At 43.2% G+C, this 17,651-nt stretch carries 14 protein-coding genes; 3 read left to right on the top strand and 11 right to left on the bottom strand.

The features are described 5' to 3' along the window. Nucleotides 1–53: 53 nt before the first annotated feature. Genes AC6R16_RS09240 through tssI form a run of 4 tightly spaced genes read right to left on the bottom strand, consistent with a single transcriptional unit; the run spans nucleotide 54 to nucleotide 7,227 of the window. Nucleotides 54–1,031, bottom strand: a complete 978-nt coding sequence (locus AC6R16_RS09240) for an SEL1-like repeat protein (RefSeq protein ID WP_500674212.1) — start codon at nucleotides 1,029–1,031, stop codon at nucleotides 54–56. Nucleotide 1,032: 1 nt separating this feature from the next. After that, nucleotides 1,033–4,608 (bottom strand): LysM peptidoglycan-binding domain-containing protein, encoded by a 3,576-nt coding sequence (locus AC6R16_RS09235; protein WP_500674211.1) that lies wholly within the window; start codon nucleotides 4,606–4,608, stop codon nucleotides 1,033–1,035. Then, a complete protein-coding gene (locus tag AC6R16_RS09230) occupies nucleotides 4,605–5,123 on the bottom strand; it encodes a DUF4123 domain-containing protein (protein WP_500674210.1) in 519 nt (172 codons plus the stop codon). The genes AC6R16_RS09235 and AC6R16_RS09230 overlap by 4 nt, the downstream gene beginning before the upstream one ends. Beyond that, nucleotides 5,113–7,227: a type VI secretion system tip protein TssI/VgrG gene (tssI, locus tag AC6R16_RS09225; RefSeq protein ID WP_500674209.1), complete on the bottom strand. Its 2,115-nt coding sequence runs from the start codon at nucleotides 7,225–7,227 to the stop codon at nucleotides 5,113–5,115. Before tssI ends, AC6R16_RS09230 begins: the two co-directional genes overlap by 11 nt. A 261-nt stretch (nucleotides 7,228–7,488) precedes the next feature. Here tssI and AC6R16_RS09220 point away from each other — a divergent pair, with 261 nt between their 5' ends. Beyond that, on the top strand, nucleotides 7,489–8,448 hold the full coding sequence (locus AC6R16_RS09220) for an AEC family transporter (RefSeq protein ID WP_500674208.1): 960 nt from the start codon (nucleotides 7,489–7,491) through the stop codon (nucleotides 8,446–8,448). Between the two features lie 123 nt (nucleotides 8,449–8,571). Next, entirely contained in the window at nucleotides 8,572–9,462 is an 891-nt protein-coding gene (gene rarD / locus AC6R16_RS09215; RefSeq protein ID WP_500674207.1) for an EamA family transporter RarD, read from the top strand. A gap of 47 nt (nucleotides 9,463–9,509) precedes the next feature. Here rarD and AC6R16_RS09210 read toward each other — a convergent pair whose 3' ends face one another. Both AC6R16_RS09210 and AC6R16_RS09205 read right to left on the bottom strand, forming a co-directional pair. Then, nucleotides 9,510–10,928 (bottom strand): basic amino acid/polyamine antiporter, encoded by a 1,419-nt coding sequence (locus tag AC6R16_RS09210; RefSeq protein ID WP_500674206.1) that lies wholly within the window; start codon nucleotides 10,926–10,928, stop codon nucleotides 9,510–9,512. 496 nt (nucleotides 10,929–11,424) lie between these two features. Further along, nucleotides 11,425–11,646 (bottom strand): hypothetical protein, encoded by a 222-nt coding sequence (locus AC6R16_RS09205; RefSeq protein WP_171321477.1) that lies wholly within the window; start codon nucleotides 11,644–11,646, stop codon nucleotides 11,425–11,427. A 276-nt stretch (nucleotides 11,647–11,922) separates the two neighbouring features. Between AC6R16_RS09205 and AC6R16_RS09200 the strand changes: the two genes are divergently transcribed. Next, the gene (locus AC6R16_RS09200; protein ID WP_500674205.1) at nucleotides 11,923–12,789 is read left to right on the top strand and encodes a patatin-like phospholipase family protein; all 867 of its coding nucleotides are present in this window, start codon (nucleotides 11,923–11,925) and stop codon (nucleotides 12,787–12,789) included. 338 nt (nucleotides 12,790–13,127) lie between these two features. Here AC6R16_RS09200 and AC6R16_RS09195 read toward each other — a convergent pair whose 3' ends face one another. The 5 genes from AC6R16_RS09195 to AC6R16_RS09175 form a co-directional block, all read right to left on the bottom strand. After that, nucleotides 13,128–13,730, bottom strand: a complete 603-nt coding sequence (locus AC6R16_RS09195; RefSeq protein WP_500674204.1) for a 2OG-Fe(II) oxygenase — start codon at nucleotides 13,728–13,730, stop codon at nucleotides 13,128–13,130. 113 nt (nucleotides 13,731–13,843) lie between these two features. Continuing rightward, nucleotides 13,844–14,182, bottom strand: a complete 339-nt coding sequence (locus tag AC6R16_RS09190; RefSeq protein WP_171321471.1) for a DOPA 4,5-dioxygenase family protein — start codon at nucleotides 14,180–14,182, stop codon at nucleotides 13,844–13,846. A gap of 97 nt (nucleotides 14,183–14,279) precedes the next feature. Continuing rightward, nucleotides 14,280–14,918, bottom strand: coding sequence for a response regulator (locus AC6R16_RS09185; RefSeq protein ID WP_500674203.1), 639 nt, complete (start codon nucleotides 14,916–14,918; stop codon nucleotides 14,280–14,282). After that, complete coding sequence (locus AC6R16_RS09180; RefSeq protein WP_500674202.1) at nucleotides 14,911–16,272, bottom strand: cache domain-containing protein; 1,362 nt, start codon at nucleotides 16,270–16,272, stop codon at nucleotides 14,911–14,913. The genes AC6R16_RS09185 and AC6R16_RS09180 overlap by 8 nt, the downstream gene beginning before the upstream one ends. Nucleotides 16,273–16,359: 87 nt before the next feature. Next, nucleotides 16,360–17,643 carry a TRAP transporter large permease gene (locus AC6R16_RS09175; RefSeq protein WP_239855442.1) on the bottom strand — a complete coding sequence of 428 codons (1,284 nt, stop codon included), beginning with the start codon at nucleotides 17,641–17,643 and terminating at the stop codon, nucleotides 16,360–16,362. Nucleotides 17,644–17,651 lie beyond the last annotated feature (8 nt).

Raw genomic sequence — 17,651 nt, 5'->3', positions numbered from 1 at the left:
GCTGGTTAGTTTTGACAAAGCCGCTCGGGAGAGCGGCTTTATAATGGATTAGATTAGAAGAGATCTATAGATGTTTCATCCAAGAACATATTAGGTTTTATGTCTTTGACACGCTCAATTACTTGGCGGTCTAGTTTAGCTTGCTCTTCTGGTGTAATCAGTACTCGCATTACAGCATTACCCTCTTCATCAGATATAGGATAACCATAATCATCAACAACATTTTCTTGGGTGATCCTATTAGCAGGGTCTTCATCCCCTCCTAAGGCTCCTGACAACCTGTTGTAATAGTAAGCTTTCTTCACATCGGGCTCAATGTTCTTTCGACCTAAACTATATGTAAAATATTGTGTTTGAGCTGCCTTTGCATAACCTAGGTCGATAGCTTTATCTACCCATTCATCAGCTAGTTCAAGGTTACTCTCAACTAAGTTGTAATAAAGGTCTACCATAGCAGGAGCATATCCTTTTTTCGCAGCCATAATTAGATATTTGACTCTCTCTTCTTGTGACTCCCAAGCAACATTCGAAAACAAAAATCTATAACCGCCAGCAGGAATAGCTTTAGAATAAATTTCTCGATACTTCGTATATCTATAAATTGGGACGACTTCCCACCAAGGCTTACCTCTTAGTACCAATTGATACATTGCTTTGCCATTGCCCTTCTGGGCTTGGTCTTGCCAAATTGGCAATGCTCGAGCCGCCCAACTCTCATCACATTGCCAGCCAAGATACTTACATGGACTATTTCCATTACCGGCCAAAACATCCATCGCCCATGGGTCTCCCATTTCAGCAGCTTTGAGAAAGGTAGATCCAGCTTCAAATTGTTGACGATTTCTATACTGAGTTACTGCTAACCAAAAAGTAGCTGAGGCACTTCCACGCTCAGACTCTTTTTCTAGAATTGGTAGGGCCTTAGAATATTCTTTTTGATTAAACAACTTGATTGCTTGTTCAACCTGAGAATTAGCACCTACTACGGTACTACATAGCATCAAGCCAATAAACGATAGTATCTTCTTCATTTTATTTCTCTGGTAACTCTGGTAACCAACTTACGAGGCGGTAGCCTTCCTTTTCAAGTTCAGATAATTCATTCAAGGTAGCCGCCATATAAACAATTTTACGTCTTCCCTTTCGGCTTGACGCAAAATCTACCTTCTCTAATAAACGATACCTTGTCGTTAATCTCAAAATGTTTTTTTTGAACAGATTGTAATCTTTACGCACCGAATCCATATATTGTTCTGGGTTTGAGTTGTTTGGATCTTGATATTCATCCGATAGAGCTCCAACAAAAAATCTTCGAATCATTAATAGATTATCCGCATAGCGGCGCCACTGTTCGGTTTTATCAAGTTCAGTGGGCTTTTTTAGGTACATACGCTGCACGGCATTTTCAAATTTATTTATTTGTGTTTTACTGGCAGTTGGGCCACCTAACCACTCTAAAATCTTAATGATTGCCAAACGCTGGTTTTGATTGCGATAGGCTGCTATGTTTTGTCGCTCAGCTAAACTCTCTCCCCAACCAATACTTGGTATTGGATTATAGTTTACCAGCACCGTCAAAAGTTTAGCCAACACCTCAGCAGTCAGGCTGCTAATCCACGCTTGATTTTCCTTTTGGTGTTCCTTTGAAATCAAGAAATTTGCAACAAAGTAGGCATTTTCTTCGTCAGTTGCCTGCTTCTCCATATTATTAATGACGTTAAATGGCAGCATCAATACCTGACCAATGGTTAAACCAAACGCAGCCGCAACTGTGAGTACTCGATTGAACGCCTCAAAACTGTTGACTTCACCGGACTCATCGAAAAACTCGAACCTTTGGAATCCATCCTTTTTGGTAATGGCAAGTAACGCGGCAAAGAAATCATCCGCTGCTTGTGGATTGAGTTCTGTTGCAAACTTCCCCCCAAAACCAATACCAGAAGTGGCTGCCACCGCCGTAATAAAAACAAAACGACCTCGAGAGAAAGTACACTGGAATATGCCATCATACCCAATACCTACAGAGACTTTAAAGCCAGAGCTTACTTTAAAAAGGTTTTGTTTTGCTGTTTTTTGATCTTTTTTCCAATCTAACTTACAGCTCAATACACCACCAGCTTCAACTCCTGCAAACGCTTTTGCGTCACCAGTAAAGCCAGCAGCAAGTGCGTTTTCAGTGACTCCACCGTTACTGTTGACTTTAACGTTATACTGGGTGTAGTCACTCCTGTTTGGTACTGCCCCCTTGATGCCAAGCGGCCCGATATCTTGTTCTTCTGAGGTACTCTCCATATTCCCAATATGAACTTGTGTCCCCAATTTTAAAGTGGCGGCTAATACGCCATTTACTTTCCCTTCAATTTCCAGCACAGTTGAACCCACATTTTCAATATGGCGTTTTTCGCTTTCTCTTTTTCGGTAAGGAATATCAAGTTGCATTTCACCACTAGCGGGGAGCCTGACCTTTATTTTTTGTTCAGTGCTTGCCAATACAAAGTCTGTTGTGAATTCGCCTTTTACTGGCCCTTGACTAAACGACTCTTGATCCAACTTTGAACTTGCGCTGTAAATAAAACGTGCAAACTGAGCCCCACCGCTAGTCTCTGTCATCGCCGTGATGCCGAGGGTTTCATTTTGATACTTTTCACTACTCCAAGGGAAAATGATTTCAGGGAGGCTTCCCCAATCAACGGTTCTTTCAAACTTTAAAGAGCCTAGCACTGTTTCAGATGAGCCCCCAAAAGCCTGTCTAAATGCTGCCGCGACTTGCTCTTTCTGTCTTCCGACAGAAGTGCCTAAATTGAGGTTAACGATTGATGTACATTGTTTGTTTTCAGACACATCAGAAGAAAGTACCGGACTATCAGAAAGAATATATAAGAGTTTATCAGGTTGAGAAGAGAGTGCACATTCTACAATTGTTCTTTCGTTGACGCCGCTGTTTACAAAAATTTGGCCATCTAGATCTTTAGGTTTCCACTGTGATTCGTTAAGTATTATGCTTCGAGTTGACTCGTCAGTGTTCGGAACACCACCAACAAATGTCACTGATGTTTTTTGATAGTCGAGAATTGGGGTAGCCACTTGGTCACTGGCTTTTTTAAGTAAAGCGTCGCATCTTTGTTGAGCTTGCTCTGCGTAGACAAAAAGCCTTTTAACATAATGAGCGTACTTCTCATTTTCTCCAAATAGATCATTAAAATTTTGAATACGTAGGGCGATTTCCTGAAGCAATGCAAGATTTAATACATACGCAGAGTAGTAGCCAAGCTCCGTGGAGATTGGAGTTTGCTTATTCAATTCTTCCAGTCTCGAAGTTAATGCATCGATACTAGGACTGTTCTGTTTGATGTATTCCTTTATTGAATCAACTGTTTCCCAATTTTTAAATAACTCACCTTTTGTTAAGCATTGCTCTTTTATGTATGTCCCACTTTGATTTAATCGATGTAAAGCCGCAAAAAAGCTACTGTATTTGATGTTATTTTCACGATGGGAACCGAAAAAAGATTCAGGCTGCCATTCTATTTGTTGAGCGTTTAATTTCTTTAATACCGGATCAGCGCGGCTTTCCCAGTAACTATAACCTTCGTAAGCCTCTTTGAGTGAAAGTAGTTTACTGCCGTTTTTAAGTTCTTTGCTATCAAGTGTGTCATTGAGCCCAATAGACTCACGCTCTTTACTGATTTTTTCTATAGCATCGTTGATTTTTAGCTCTACATTGGAGCTGTAAAAGCCATGCTTCTTTGAAAATTTGTATGTGTGACCATTTTCATCAACTGTTGTTTTCGATGCATGTTCCATCGCTTCTTTTTCAAACTTATCAACAATCTCATCTAGTTCTTCAATAATGTCCTTTTGCAGTTTACGTAATTGCTTCACTTTGAGCGCTTCAGTACCTGCCAAAGCATCTTTTTTAAGCATAACTTCGCCAGACATATGAGAAATAGGGACAAGGATGCCGTTTGCTCGGTTTTCTATATCTTCTATACTATCGATATACGTTTTCTCTATCCGGCTTAATCGGGTTTCAACCCGACTCAATCCCATTTCGATATCATCATTGGGAAAGGTGAGCTCTTTGTTACTGTATGACTTTTGTAAAGCAAAGCGATTTAATAGCGCTTTCCGGTAACTCGCCGCTTTAATCTTACTGATTTTTTTTAAGAAGACTTCATGAGTAATGCTATTAAATTGATCCATCACCCCCAGCTTGGTTAGCTGAGTTGTTATGGTTGCTTTGTCGCCTTCTAGCGCTTGTTGACAACGCTGATGATCTTCTAATACATATTTTTTCGCATCTTCTGTAAGCAGAATGAGCATTTGTTTTTTTGTATTAGGATGTTCTGGTACATAAAGAGCATCTACGTACTCCGGATTCTTGCATTGTGTCAGAACTAAATGGGTATTCGGCAGCGACTGTTTTTCAGCTCTCTCACCCGACGTTGTATCAATGACGTCTGGTAGGGTCAAAGTCTTTCCGTCAAAAATTAAATCAATATCTTTGATTTGTTGGGAGTTGAGTTTGTGAAGAGTTGTCACATCGGTATTGTAATACTTAGCTAGTTGAGAGAGAGTTTCTCCTCGTCGTATCACGTGGGTTTTCATGCGAGTAATTCCTTGACGAGTTTGTTTGAAAGAAGGGGCAACGAAGTTCGTGTTTTATCATTTTCTATAACATCAACAAAATAGCGCTTTGATAGCAGAGGAGATATTTGAGCAGATATTGCGTCTCCTAAAATACCGTCTATTTCAGTTCGCTCACCATACTTAGCTATTTGGGACAGCGTGTATGGTGAATAAAAACGCAGTAAGAACAAACGCCCATCTTCACTCTTGGCAGTGATTTTCTCTTGTAAAGTAGTGATTGCAGAGTTTTTGCTGATCTCGTTGGGGAAAGTAAAAAGGACGCCGCTAGAAGCCCAGTTAGGATCCGTTTCCCATTTATTCCATACAGCACTTTTAGGGTCGATACGTATCCAGATCGGGCTGAGATCTATTTGGTGCTGCCAAATGGTACCTAAGTACAATGGTTCCCATTCATTTTCACTTTGAGCACATATTATTTTTGCATCTGGAACCCGAATGGTATCCAGGACTAGGTAACTATGATCATTTGTCATTTTGATTTATGCACTCACAGCTAGTTTTAGAACAGCTGCCATCTATCTGTTTTTGACACAGTTCTGAAATAGGTAAATCTAAAGTTGCTATGGCTGGAAGTAAACTTGTCATTGATGCTGATTTCGGAGCCAATAGCACCTCCTCCGGCGCCACCGGCGCTTCCAACCCCAAAGGTAAAACAGGTGCTAATCCACCGTAGCCGCTACCGCTTCCTGCGCTACCACCAGAGTTAAGGTTGATAGCAGAACCAACAACGTGCACGCCGCCGGCATCGACTTTAACGAAGCTTCCACCAGCTTTAATCGTGATGGCGCTACCCGCGTCTAATACGATTTTGTTGCCTGCTTTTAGGTGTACTTCGTCACCTGCATCGATAGCCGTTTTGCTTTTCACCTTTTGTTGTAATCCACCACCAATATTGACGGACTTGTCGGCGAAGACTCTTTCTCGGAGTTCGCCTTGGACTGTTAAGTGCCGATTGTTTTTCGTCAGTTCAAACTGGTCATTTCCTACGGTGAGATGTGAGTCATGCTTAATTTCTAACGAATGATCGTTCTTTACCTCTATGTCGAAGTCTTTCTGCGCATGAACATAGATACGCTCTTTTTCTGCTTGGTCTTCAAAGCTCAATTCATTGAAACCCTGTCCTTGGTAGGTCTCTGTTCGAATTGCGGTTTTAGTTTTATGTTCTGGGAGTGAATAGGGAGGAACATTCGTTGCGTGGTAAGTTCGACCGGTAATGAACGGTTGGTCCGGATCGCCATTTAAGAAAGAGACGATAACCTCATGCCCCACGCGTGGTAGCGCGACCATCCCATATTGATTACCCGCCCAGCCTTGCGACACTCTCACCCAGCATGAGCTATTTTCATCATTGTTCGAATAGCGATCCCAATGGAAATGCACTTTTACTCGGCCGTACTCATCACAATAGATGTCTTCTCCTTCGGGCCCAGCTACGGTCGCTACCATTGGTCCGTCGACCTGAGGTTTTACCGTTGGTTCAGCTTGCCAAACATAATCTGTCGGTATTACTTTAAACTGATTGCTATAAGTAGTTTCACCACTGCCACCCTCTTCTTCTAGAGCTTGAGGCTGCTTTCCGACATGTTCTACACAAACAACTAACCATTCACGATTCACTTCAGCGGTAATGTGTTCTTGCAGATCGAACTTTTTGCCCGCAATAAGACCGGCATGGTTACTTTTCCCCAACGCAGTTCTTGCCTCTCGACGCAGGTACGCTAGGCGCGCGGTATTAAATAAAGTTCCTGATACGTCGTCTTTAAATCTCCCCGGGAAATCAAAGTGTTCGTATACGTCTGCTCTTTGGTAATCCATTTTAGTACCGCGTGCGTTTTGGGCAAACGTATAAGTCGGCTTTTTAAAACTGTAGTCTTGAAGGTCGTTGTGACTGACTTCGCTGCGCACACGAGTAGAAAACGTATTAATGAAAGGCTGCTCAACCACTCCCCCACATATGCTGTTGTATGGAATGGGCTGTGTCAGTTTGAGAAGACCATCGTTAGCGTCGGTGAATAAAAGCGTATGTTTGCCTTGCTCATGGACAAAGCTATATACCATGCCTTCTTCTGCAGCCAGTCGATGGAGGAAGTCGAGATCAGACTCTCTATATTGAACGCAAAACTCTCGCTGAATGTGTTCGTTCTTAAGCACAAAAGCGTATTCATTGATGCCCATTTCTTGCAGCAAAATAGACAGAATTTCGGGTACCGTTTTTAACTGGAAGATACGTGAATTACGTCGTAGTGCGAGTCGCTCTAGTGCTGGCACCATAGTCAGGGTATAGAAGGTATGATGATGACCTGTGTCCCCCTTGCCAAACTGGCGCACGATGCCATTTAGCCGTTGAACAATCACCCCATCTCGAACGATTTCAAAATCAACGCAGCGATCAACAATATCGTTAGCTGATAGGTTAGGTTGACGGCTAGCAAGTTGAAATTCGAAGCGAAAACCATTGCAGTCAACACCATTACTTAACTTCGTGTGCGAGAACGAGTCTCGACCCGAATACTCGATAACACGCAATGTGTCTGGCTCTTGTCCATCGATTTGAATATTGAAGCTAAGCGTTGGCATTGTAACGTCCTTCTATTAGAGGCTTTGGACAGATAACTGTCCGAAGCAGTTACAAAGCAAACTTAATACCAATCGTAATTATCAAAGTTTCAACAACTTACGTCGTTTAGAGGCCTTCAATGAGCAACGAATTACCTCAATCAAGCAAACTCTTGCTCAGAAAGACCAATTAGTTAGCTAGTCACCAATTAATTATTATCCACCAAACACTTACAGTCTGGTATGGTGTAACCTAGATTGTGCTTAGACTAGAAGGAACTGATGGATATTCTTAACCAATTGCAATTTTCTCTCTCAATTACCGGGCCTATTTGTTTGATGCTCATATTGGGAATCGTGTTTAAGCGCATTGGTTTGATTAACGAAAACTTTATTGATGTCGGCTCAAAGTTGGTCTTCAAAGTGACTCTCCCAACGATGCTGTTTTTGAGCATCGTGGTTTCTGAGCACGACTTTTATGCGGCCAGCAGCTTTATTGTTTTTGGGATTGTCTCTAGTGTGTTGTTTTTCGTCTTCTCCTCCATCGCTGTTAAAGGTCTTTTTTCCCAATCGCCAGATCAAGGCGTTATTGTTCAAGGCAGTTTCAGAGCCAATACGGGTATCATTGGCATTGCATATGTGGCTAACGCATTCGGCGAACAAGGCGTTGCGTTGGGAGCCATCTACGTTGCTGCCATTACTCTCACCTACAACATTCTGGCGGTCATCTGTTTGACACCTAAAGGGGCTGAGTCTGGTGAGAACGTTGGGAAGATGATGATTTCCACCCTGACAAAGAACCCGTTAATCATATCTATCCTTCTTGGACTGGCAGTTTACCTGCTCTCTATTCCTGTTCCTGATATCGCAGTGGATGCGGGTAACTACCTCGCTAAAATGACCCTCCCCCTTGCATTATTGTGTACTGGCGGTTCACTAAACTTAGGTTCATTAAAAAAGGAGCCCGGCCCCTCTTGGTTTGCCAGCGGCAATAAGTTGGTGATTGCCCCCGTGCTCATCACAGCTTCTGCTTATTGGCTTGGATTTCGCGGCCTTGAACTTGGTGTTTTGTTCTTTATGAATGCAGCCCCCGTTGCCGCTGCAAGCTACGTAATGGCCCGTTCGATGGGAGGGAATTCAACTCTAGCCGCCAACATCATTGCTTTATCCACCGTGCTATCCACTATAACGTGCACAGTGGGTGTCCTCATGCTTCTTGGCTTAGATCTAATGCATACATAAAATCAATATAAGGCACTGTTATATAAGAATTTTAATAGCTAAATAAAGTAACGAAATCTTTGCTTTACTTTTAGAAGGTTTAGGCTTAGATTTCGCTCAATTATTACCCTTTTTGAGACTACTATGCCTGAGCAGCGTTTAGGCAATGGAATGGCCGCTTTTTCATTTTTGCTATGGGGCCTGTTGCCACTTTATTATCAATTTTTGCCCAACGCGGCGACTGATGAATTGCTCGCGATGCGTTTGATTGCCTCGGTACCGCTCGGAGCGTTGATTGTACTAGGTGTGACAAAGCGTCTACCTGACATACGTGCGATCTGGGCAGACAAGCGTTCCCTCGCCTATACCACTGCGGCCACAATCATGATGTCGATTTCGTGGTGTGCCTTTACGTGGGCGCTGACCAATGATCGAGTCATTGATGCCAGTCTAGGTTTTTTTATTAGCCCGATTACTATGATGGCACTCGGTGTGTTTTTCTTGAAGGAGTCGCTTTCCATTGGCAAGAAAGTCGCTCTAGTCCTCGCTTGTATTGGTCTCATCTATCAAATCATCCACTATGGCGAGATCCCTTATATTGCGCTAACAATGGCGATTTTCTTTACCTTTTATGGTTGGTGTAAAAAGAAAATCAACTATAACTGGAGTACCGGACTGTATGTTGAAGCCTTGGTGTTGTTGCCTATCGCTCTTCTCTATATGGGCTACAAAGAAGTCACGGTCGGTACTGAGTCTTTGCATCAAGGAGCAACCACGCTTGCACTATATTTGGGTGCAGCCCCTGCCACTCTACTTCCTTTGGTGTTTTACTCAATTGCGATTCGATTAACCACTATGTCGACCATTGGATTAATGCAATACATCGAGCCGACTATCCAGTTTTTCCTCGCGATTTACTTGTTTGGAGAAGCCTTTGATGAGGTGAAGTTAATCAGCTTTAGCTTTATATGGGCGGGGTTAATCTTTACCATTTTTGACAGTTTGCGCTTCAAATATACCGCCAAGTACAGATAGAAAAATCCCCTACCTTAATCGGTAGGGGATTTCTTCTCATAATCAGCTTAGAAAGCCAAACTCAAACTACCTTGCCAGATCATGCCTACGGCTAGCATTGCTATAACGCCTAACATGCCTGCTCCTAGTTTCTCGCGGCCTTCAAATGGGTTTATCCCCTGCTCTTTTTTTGCCTGTATGTAAAAGTAAAGTCCAGGGAGGTAGAGGATTGCAGAGAGCAGCAAGTAATTTAAACCCGATGCATAAAGCAACCAAATACCATAAAGAGTGGCACCTACACCAATAAGTAATAAGCTACCTCTGTTTTTTTCCGCAATCGCAATCTTTAATACAAAAGCGCCGACAAGAAAATACGGCACTAAGATCATTTCTGAAGCGATGATCAACAAAGTGTCATAAGTACTGCCAGCAAACATGACGAACACGAGCGAGATTTGAATCCAAACATTGGTCAACGTAAGTGGCTTAACAGGACTGCCCGCATTGTTTAACTCGGCATAGCGCTTAGGGAACATCTTTTCTTTCGCACACAAGTAAGGCGCTTCGGATGCTAAAACCGTCCAACTAAGAAATGCACCACAGACTGAAATCAGTAGTCCAACACTGATAATGTACTGACCCCAAGGCCCTAAGATTTCGGTTAACACTTTCGCCATAGATGGGTTTTGATAGCCCGCCAGCTCAACAGGTTTTATCACCCCCATAGACAGCAATGTCACAAACACATAAATCGCTAACGCAGTAAGGAGACCAAGAATCGTCGCTCGGCCAATATCTTTGCGATTTCTTGCGCGACCAGAGACAACGACTGCTCCTTCAATACCAATGAACACCCAGACCGTTACCAACATGGTACTTTTTACTTGAGACATCAAATCATGCCCTTCACCAAAATGAAGCCCGGTGAAATCCAAAGTAAAAGTGTTCCACTGAAAAGCAAAAGCAGCGCAGACAATAAAGATAAACAAAGGCACTAACTTAGCATAGGTCGTCACCATGTTAATCAGTGCTGCGGTTTGAACGCCTCGTAGCACCAAGGCATGAACCATCCAAAGTAGACATGAAGCCCCGACAATTGAAACAATCGTATTCCCTTGGCCGAAAATGATGTTGTCTGGTGTATCAAACAGCATTCCAAGCGTGCTAAAAACAATGACTAGATAAGAAACGTTAGCCAGCATGGCACTTAGCCAGTACCCCCACGCAGAGCAAAAACCGACAAAATCACCAAAACCTTCTTTTGCGTAGCCAAAAACGCCGCTATCGACATTCGGCCTATGTGACGCAAGCTTTTGAAAAGAAAGGGCGAGAAAGATCATGCCTACACCCGTTATCGTCCAACCGATCATTACTGCTGCTGGGCTGGCAACCGATGCCATATTTTGAGGCAAGCTAAAAACACCTGCGCCGATCATCGAACCGATGACGATCGCAGTTAGTGAACTCAAGCCGAGTTTATTATCCATTATAGTTTCCGGTACAACCGTTTAGGAGGTGCAATACTACGCTGAAACAGATTCATAAGGCAGAGCTGATGTGAGCTAAGTCGCACATATGATTGGCAAATCGTAGATTTCATTGTCACCGATCAATTCAGGTTACGCATTATAATATCTTTACAATAATTAATGAAAAGAAATTAGCATTAAACACTACACATAAGATGTTTTTGCAAAATATATAACCATAAACAAAACATTTACAAACATATAATAGAAATGAAATTTAACAAGGATAACCACTAATTATCCATTTTTTCCGTAAGTTATTCATAGACCCAAGCATTCTTGTCAGATTCAACTAAGCTATTAAAAGGTAAAGGTGACTGTTCCGCACATTACCTCTCAATGATATCCATTACTTCCTGTTTGTGTGGTCGCTGAAAAGCGACCATTTTTTTACGCCCCCTGCGTTGCAGACAACAAAAAAGCAGCTCAAGAGCTGCTTTTAGAAATCGACTAGTTAATGCTTGGAGCTTTCAGATCTGTGCCCGAACTCTGCTTGTTGATATATATCCGCCAGACTGCGATCTTTTCTCTGCTTAGCACTCTTTGTTTTAGCGGCATAGTGGTAACTTTGATCTTTCAGCGCCTTTTCATGGGCTTTTGCCGATTGAATAAACTCTGGATCGGACAACGCTTGTTGGCGCAGGCGGTTAACGCGTTCGATGGTTTCCAACAACATAATACACCTCCCAATTACCTGTATTTATAACCAGTATAGTTCTTTGATGTTTCAGGTCAAGGAAATACTGTACATAAAAACATGAACTAACTTTAATCTCTTGTTATATATAACAATACACTTAGATTTCTCATAGGTAAAAACACCTTTTTCTATAATTTCAATAGTTTTAACCTATTAATAGTTAGGGACTATTACATTGATTCGTAACATCCATTTCTCACTACTTATTCAACTCGATAAGATCCCATTTAAATCGAAAAATTGGATAAAGTTATGAAAGCGCTCGTTGTAGAAGGTGGGGCCATGCGTGGTATTTTCGCCGCAGGTGTTTTGGATTCATTTATGGAAAATGGCTATCAACCGTTTGATTTTGCCATTGGTGTATCTGCTGGGGCATCTAACCTTGTGGGTTACTTGGCACAGCAGCACAAGCGCAGTTATCAGGTCATCACCAAGCTGGCGACCAACCGAGAATTCTTTAACCCCAAACGCTTTATCAAAGGTGGAAACTTAGTGGATGTAAAATGGCTCGTTTCGGAATCAGATAAGCAGTTTCCTTTGGATAGAGAACAACTTTTTTCAAGTACACCTTTAGTTGCAACAACGACAAACATTGAGACCGGAAAAGCGGATTATTACCAAGTCACACCCAGCAACCTCAACTTAGCACTTGAGGCTACCAGCGCATTACCTATCGCCTATAAACAAATACCCTGCTTTTCTGGTGGATGCTATACCGATGGAGGCGTTGCAGATTCTATTCCCGTAATGGAGGCATATCGACGCGGAGCAAAAGAAATAACTGTAGTTTTATCGCATCCTTTAAGCTATGAAATGCCTCAAACAAGAGCATCTTGGTTACTAAAAAGGTTGCTGGCTAAATACCCTATGATTGGTAAAGCGATGGCAAATCGAGCGACAAGTTACAACAAGTCACTAGAGTTTATTCGTCGTCCACCGAAAGATGTCACGGTTCGCGTGATTGCTCCACCAGAAGATTTTGCCGTTAAGCGCTTAACGATGAAAAGAGAATTGCTCGACAAAGGCTACCAAATGGGCGTTACTGAAGGCGATAAACACCTCGCAAGTCGCGATGGCGTTTATGGATTAACAGAAGAAAACTGTCATTTCTGTTTATAAAGCTTAGTAATTGCGGATTATGTTAGACTCTACGGGCTGCATTCTATTATTCCATCTGTATGAAACTAATAAAAACTTTAAAACCTCTAGGTTGGTTACTGCTCCACTTTTTAGTAGGCCTCGAGCTCGCTTACATTTCTATCATATTAATTGCTATTTTTGGCGCGGGTTATGATGGAACCATGGAGGAGATTCAACAAGACGAATTCATGATAAACGGGGTGTACGCCGTTTTCATCCTCTATCAATGTTGGTCTGTCTATCGGTTTGGCTATAAAGGCCTTGTTCCCATATTAGTAAAGTCTCGAAGTCAACAAAGGTCGCACTAGGCGACCTTCTTAATGTGCAATATCCAATGAGTTATCTTTGACGCCATTGACTCGAAACCAACCAGCGATGCTGTAACGCTCAGTATTGGTTGGCAACACTTCATGTGGGAACTGCTCGGATAAAAATACAAATAGTCGTCCCGATTTTGGCGGAATCGTCGCAACATACTTGTCGGCCAGATCATAAACCACCAGCTCGCCGGCATCTTGCTCCGACCACGCTTCGTTCATATAGAAAACCGTGGTGAGGCGACGGTTTTCGTTGCCTCTAAAGCAATCCAAATGCTTCTGATAGAAGTCGCCTTTTTCATACTTGGCAAAGTGCGCTTCATACTCGAACAAGCCTAAGAAAAAGTGGCGGTTAGCTTCTAGGCGGATCTGCTCCATCTTGGACAGAAAGCTGGCTACTGGCGCTCCCATATCAGAGTGTAACCACTGGATTTTATCGCTACGAATGGCGCTTTCTCGTGTCAGTTCTTCATTACGCCCGATCCGCGCCTTGCTCCAGTCTTGAGGAATGCACTCGCGTAGCTCAGCCACTTCTTGGCTTGAAAGAAAGTCGTCCCAAACGTAATAGCCCTTAGTAAACAAGGCGTCAATCAATTGGTTCATAGGTGTTGGAGTCCAGTGATTAAATCAGAAGACGCCTTATACACAAGCGTACCATGAACCCACAAATCAGATTAATTGTCGTGACGACAAGCGAAGTGGTGCTGCTCTAGTCGTTAAAAGCGAGACAAATCAATTTTGACAGGCTCACCAAGCCAATAAGCGTACTCAGTGTGATCTTTGACATCATCGTCAGTGAGCGCATGGACCAATACCGTTAAACCTTCACGTTTGCTATCTAACCATGACACAACAGACTCAAATTCACTTGCCGTAAACGTGATTGAAAAGCTCCACATGGTATGCGGGCCAACTCGCTTCTCGTTAAATCGACCTACTGGCAAATCAAATTGACTCAACACTTGTTCTCGGATTTGCCGAGCGAACTCGCAAGTCTGTTGATCGAAGTAAACATGAGCATGATAATTTTGATGAATATTTTTTGGATAAGACACAGGCAGTTAACCTATCGAGTGGATCATGGCGCTATCCTATCACTGTAGCGGATAAGACTCGCGCCAACTTACAATCATTACAAAACTTACGAGGCTTCTATGCCACTATCCCCTGCTCGACCGCGTATTTGGCTAGCTCTGCGGTACTATGGAGATCGAGTTTATGTTTGATATTTTGACGGTGAGTTTCAACCGTTCGATAACTAATATTAAGTAGTGAGGCAATCTTCTTGCTGCTGTTTCCTTCGGCAACAAGTTTAAGTATCGCTTCTTCACGGCGACTAAGCGGATTCGGCTTTTGTGCAACGGGCACCACTTCTTGAGAAAAAAGCGTTTGCGTCACTGATTCACAAAAATAGGTGGAACCTTGATAGACCGTCTTGATGGCTTGCACCATGCGTCGCGCGCAAATCTCTTTGAGCATATAGCCCACAGCCCCTACTTGCATCACCTTCATGATGTATTCGCGGTTATCATGCATGGTGAGCATTAACACTTTTACGTCAGGCATGGACTCCTTAATGATGCGAGTCGCATCGATACCGTTCATCATTGGCATACTGACATCCATCAGCACGACATCCGGCTGCAATGACTTAACGACGTCTATCGCTTCTAGGCCATTACTGGCTGAACCAATCACTTCGATCTCAGGCTCTGTTTGAAGTCGCGCGATAAATCCATCTAAGACAACCTGGTGATCATCAACAATCACCACTTTAATTGGTTCATCCATATACTAATCCATCCAATTCCAGTAATACGGTAATCTCTGTACCAAAGCCCGGTTCACTTTCTATTTCAAAGTCGCCACCGATAAACTCAACTCGCTCACGCATATTGCGTAGCCCAATACCACTTTTTCGCAGCGATGCGTTTACGTCAAAGCCCACGCCATCATCGCGAATAATCAGCTGAAGCATATTACCCATCTGATGCAATATCACGCTTACTGTATTGGCATGGGCGTGTTTTTCGATGTTAGTCAATGATTCTTGAGCAACACGATACAATGTGGTCGCTACTTCTGATTTTAGTTTTCCTGGCTGAGTCATCAAAGAAGCTTCCACCTCAACACCAGAGTGGGATTTAAAATCTTGCAGTAAGGTGTTCATGGCGGCTTGTAAGCCAATGTCATCAAGTGCGCTCGGGCGTAGGTTATGAGAAATATGCCTCACTTCATTAATCGCTGTCATCAAGGATTGTTGAGACTTAGCTAAATGCTGTTGCAAGGGTGCGTCCGTAATCTTGCTTGATAGCAGCTCTAAATGGCATTTACTCGACACTAATAACTGATTTATTCCGTCATGCAGTTCGCGGGCTAGGTGCTTCTTTTCGTCTTCCTGAAACATCACCGTTTTATGAGCTAACTCTTTTAAACTTCTATCTGCCAGACGATGTTCATGCAAGTTCACCGCTAACGTGATGACTACGATCACCCCTACCGTCACTATCATAATCACGATTACGGAGAAGAAGGTGGTTTCGATGTTTCGATTCACCTCAGACTTAAGATTAGCGACCTCATAGGTGATGTCTTCAATGTATAAGCCAGTCCCGACCATCCAGTTCCATTTATCGAGCCAAGCAGCGTAACTTAATTTAGTTACGTTTTCCCCAGTAGAAGGTTTCTGCCACAGGTAACGATGGAATCCCCCACCACTTTGCGCTTGTTCCAAAAGCGCCTCTATCAGCAAGTCACCATTTTCATCTTGAAGATCGATCAAATTCTTACCAATTAGGTCAGGCATAATTGGGTGAACTAGGTTGGTTCCTTGCTCGTCATAAGCAAAGAAATAGCCATCTTTGTCTTTTCCGTAACGAAGTTTCGACAATACCGCTTTGACTTGCTGTTTCGCAGTGTCTTCATCAAGGCTCTCATCATTGTAGATGTGTGAAATCGCATCAAATGCCAAATCTACGTGATCTTTGAGTGCCGTTTCCTTAGAGCGAATCAACCCGTCTTCAAAAATTTGAATCTCTTTTTCACCTAAGGTTTTCGCCTGATGAATCGAAATCCAACTTGTTAACGCGGTGACCAGCAGTAAAGGCAACAGGCTAAGTAGTATTAATTTGGCTTGTAGAGGCATCCTTCCCCCAATAACAACAGAGGCTGCTTACCGATTGGCAAGCAGCCCCACTTTAACAGGAGTTGTTAATATTACGTAACTAAAGGATCACATTCCGTAGAATTCAGGGAACACGAGCAACGAAGCGAGTACCAGAATCTGAATAGCGATAAATGGCATCACACCTCGGTAAATATCTCTCGTCGTCACGCCTTTTGGTGCCACCCCTTTCAAATAGAATAAGCTGAAGCCAAATGGTGGGGTCAAGAACGAAGTTTGTAGGTTCATCGCAATTAGAATCGCAAACCACGTCATGTTAATACCCATGATCTCGGCCACTGGAGCAAGTATTGGCACTATGATGAAACAGATCTCTACGAAATCGATAAAGAACCCAAGGATCAGAATCACAAGCATAGTGATGATTAAGAAGCCCCACTTCTCACCCGGAATCTGTAGCATCCATTCTTCGACTAAGTAGTCACCACCTGTGTAGGTGAATGCCATAGAGAAGGCCGTTGCACCCAGTAGAATCGCGAATACCATCGCGGTCACTTTAACCGTCTCTTTTGATGCCTCATACACCATCGACCAACTAAATTGACGATACAAGATCGCCAGCACAATGGCACCTGCCCCACCTAAAGCTGCAGACTCTGTCGGCGTTGCTACACCGGCAAAAATGGAACCCAGCACCACGACAATCAGTGCCAGTGGTGGAACAACCGCTTTAAGCGCTGCGATGATTTCTTGCTTACGGCTTAAGTTGCCATCACTTGGCATAGGCTGCGCCGCTTCAGGGTTAAGCTTGGCGTAGATAAGGATGTAAATCACATAGGCACCAACCAGAACTAGCCCTGGCCAAACCGCTGCTTGAAATAGGTCACCGACTGGCACACCAAGCACATCGCCGAGCAAGATAAGGACGATAGAAGGTGGAATGATTTGCCCCAAAGTACCTGACGCACAAATGGTGCCGCACGCCAACCCCTTGTCGTAGTTGTATTTAAGCATCACTGGCAACGAGATAAGCCCCATAGCCACAACCGATGCACCAACAACACCAGTCGAAGCGGCAAGAAGCGCTCCAACCAAAACCGTTGAAATGGCTAAACCACCTCTAACGCCACCGAACAGCTTGCCCATAGATTCAAGCAACTGTTCCGCCAATCGAGTTTTTTGCAGAACCAAGCCCATAAATACAAACAGCGGTACTGCCATGAGTACGGTGTTTTCCATAATGGACTGGATACGGTAAGGCATGAAAGCAAACATATCCATGCCTTCTGCCCAAACACCAAAGATTAATGCGATACCACCGAAGGTAAACGCAACAGGAAAGCCAAGTAGCAGTGCAAACAAGGCGACGAAAAACATTACTATACCGACCATTTTTAGCC

Source organism: Vibrio sp. R10-SG3-ISO10 (genome assembly GCF_059834185.1).
This window is presented reverse-complemented; position numbering and strand designations above follow the sequence as displayed.

Bases quoted from the DNA above. Each gene is read 5' to 3' on its own strand.
- AC6R16_RS09230 (WP_500674210.1), bottom strand. From the start codon at position 5,123: ATGACAAATGATCATAGTTACCTAGTCCTGGATACCATTCGGGTTCCA.
- AC6R16_RS09180 (WP_500674202.1), bottom strand. From the start codon at position 16,272: ATGCCTCTACAAGCCAAATTAATACTACTTAGCCTGTTGCCTTTACTG.
- AC6R16_RS09175 (WP_239855442.1), bottom strand. From the start codon at position 17,643: ATGGTCGGTATAGTAATGTTTTTCGTCGCCTTGTTTGCACTGCTACTT.
- rarD (WP_500674207.1), top strand. From the start codon at position 8,572: ATGCCTGAGCAGCGTTTAGGCAATGGAATGGCCGCTTTTTCATTTTTG.
- AC6R16_RS09200 (WP_500674205.1), top strand. From the start codon at position 11,923: ATGAAAGCGCTCGTTGTAGAAGGTGGGGCCATGCGTGGTATTTTCGCC.
- AC6R16_RS09185 (WP_500674203.1), bottom strand. From the start codon at position 14,918: ATGGATGAACCAATTAAAGTGGTGATTGTTGATGATCACCAGGTTGTC.
- AC6R16_RS09205 (WP_171321477.1), bottom strand. From the start codon at position 11,646: ATGTTGTTGGAAACCATCGAACGCGTTAACCGCCTGCGCCAACAAGCG.
- AC6R16_RS09240 (WP_500674212.1), bottom strand. From the start codon at position 1,031: ATGAAGAAGATACTATCGTTTATTGGCTTGATGCTATGTAGTACCGTA.
- AC6R16_RS09235 (WP_500674211.1), bottom strand. From the start codon at position 4,608: ATGAAAACCCACGTGATACGACGAGGAGAAACTCTCTCTCAACTAGCT.
- AC6R16_RS09220 (WP_500674208.1), top strand. From the start codon at position 7,489: ATGGATATTCTTAACCAATTGCAATTTTCTCTCTCAATTACCGGGCCT.
- tssI (WP_500674209.1), bottom strand. From the start codon at position 7,227: ATGCCAACGCTTAGCTTCAATATTCAAATCGATGGACAAGAGCCAGAC.
- AC6R16_RS09195 (WP_500674204.1), bottom strand. From the start codon at position 13,730: ATGAACCAATTGATTGACGCCTTGTTTACTAAGGGCTATTACGTTTGG.
- AC6R16_RS09210 (WP_500674206.1), bottom strand. From the start codon at position 10,928: ATGGATAATAAACTCGGCTTGAGTTCACTAACTGCGATCGTCATCGGT.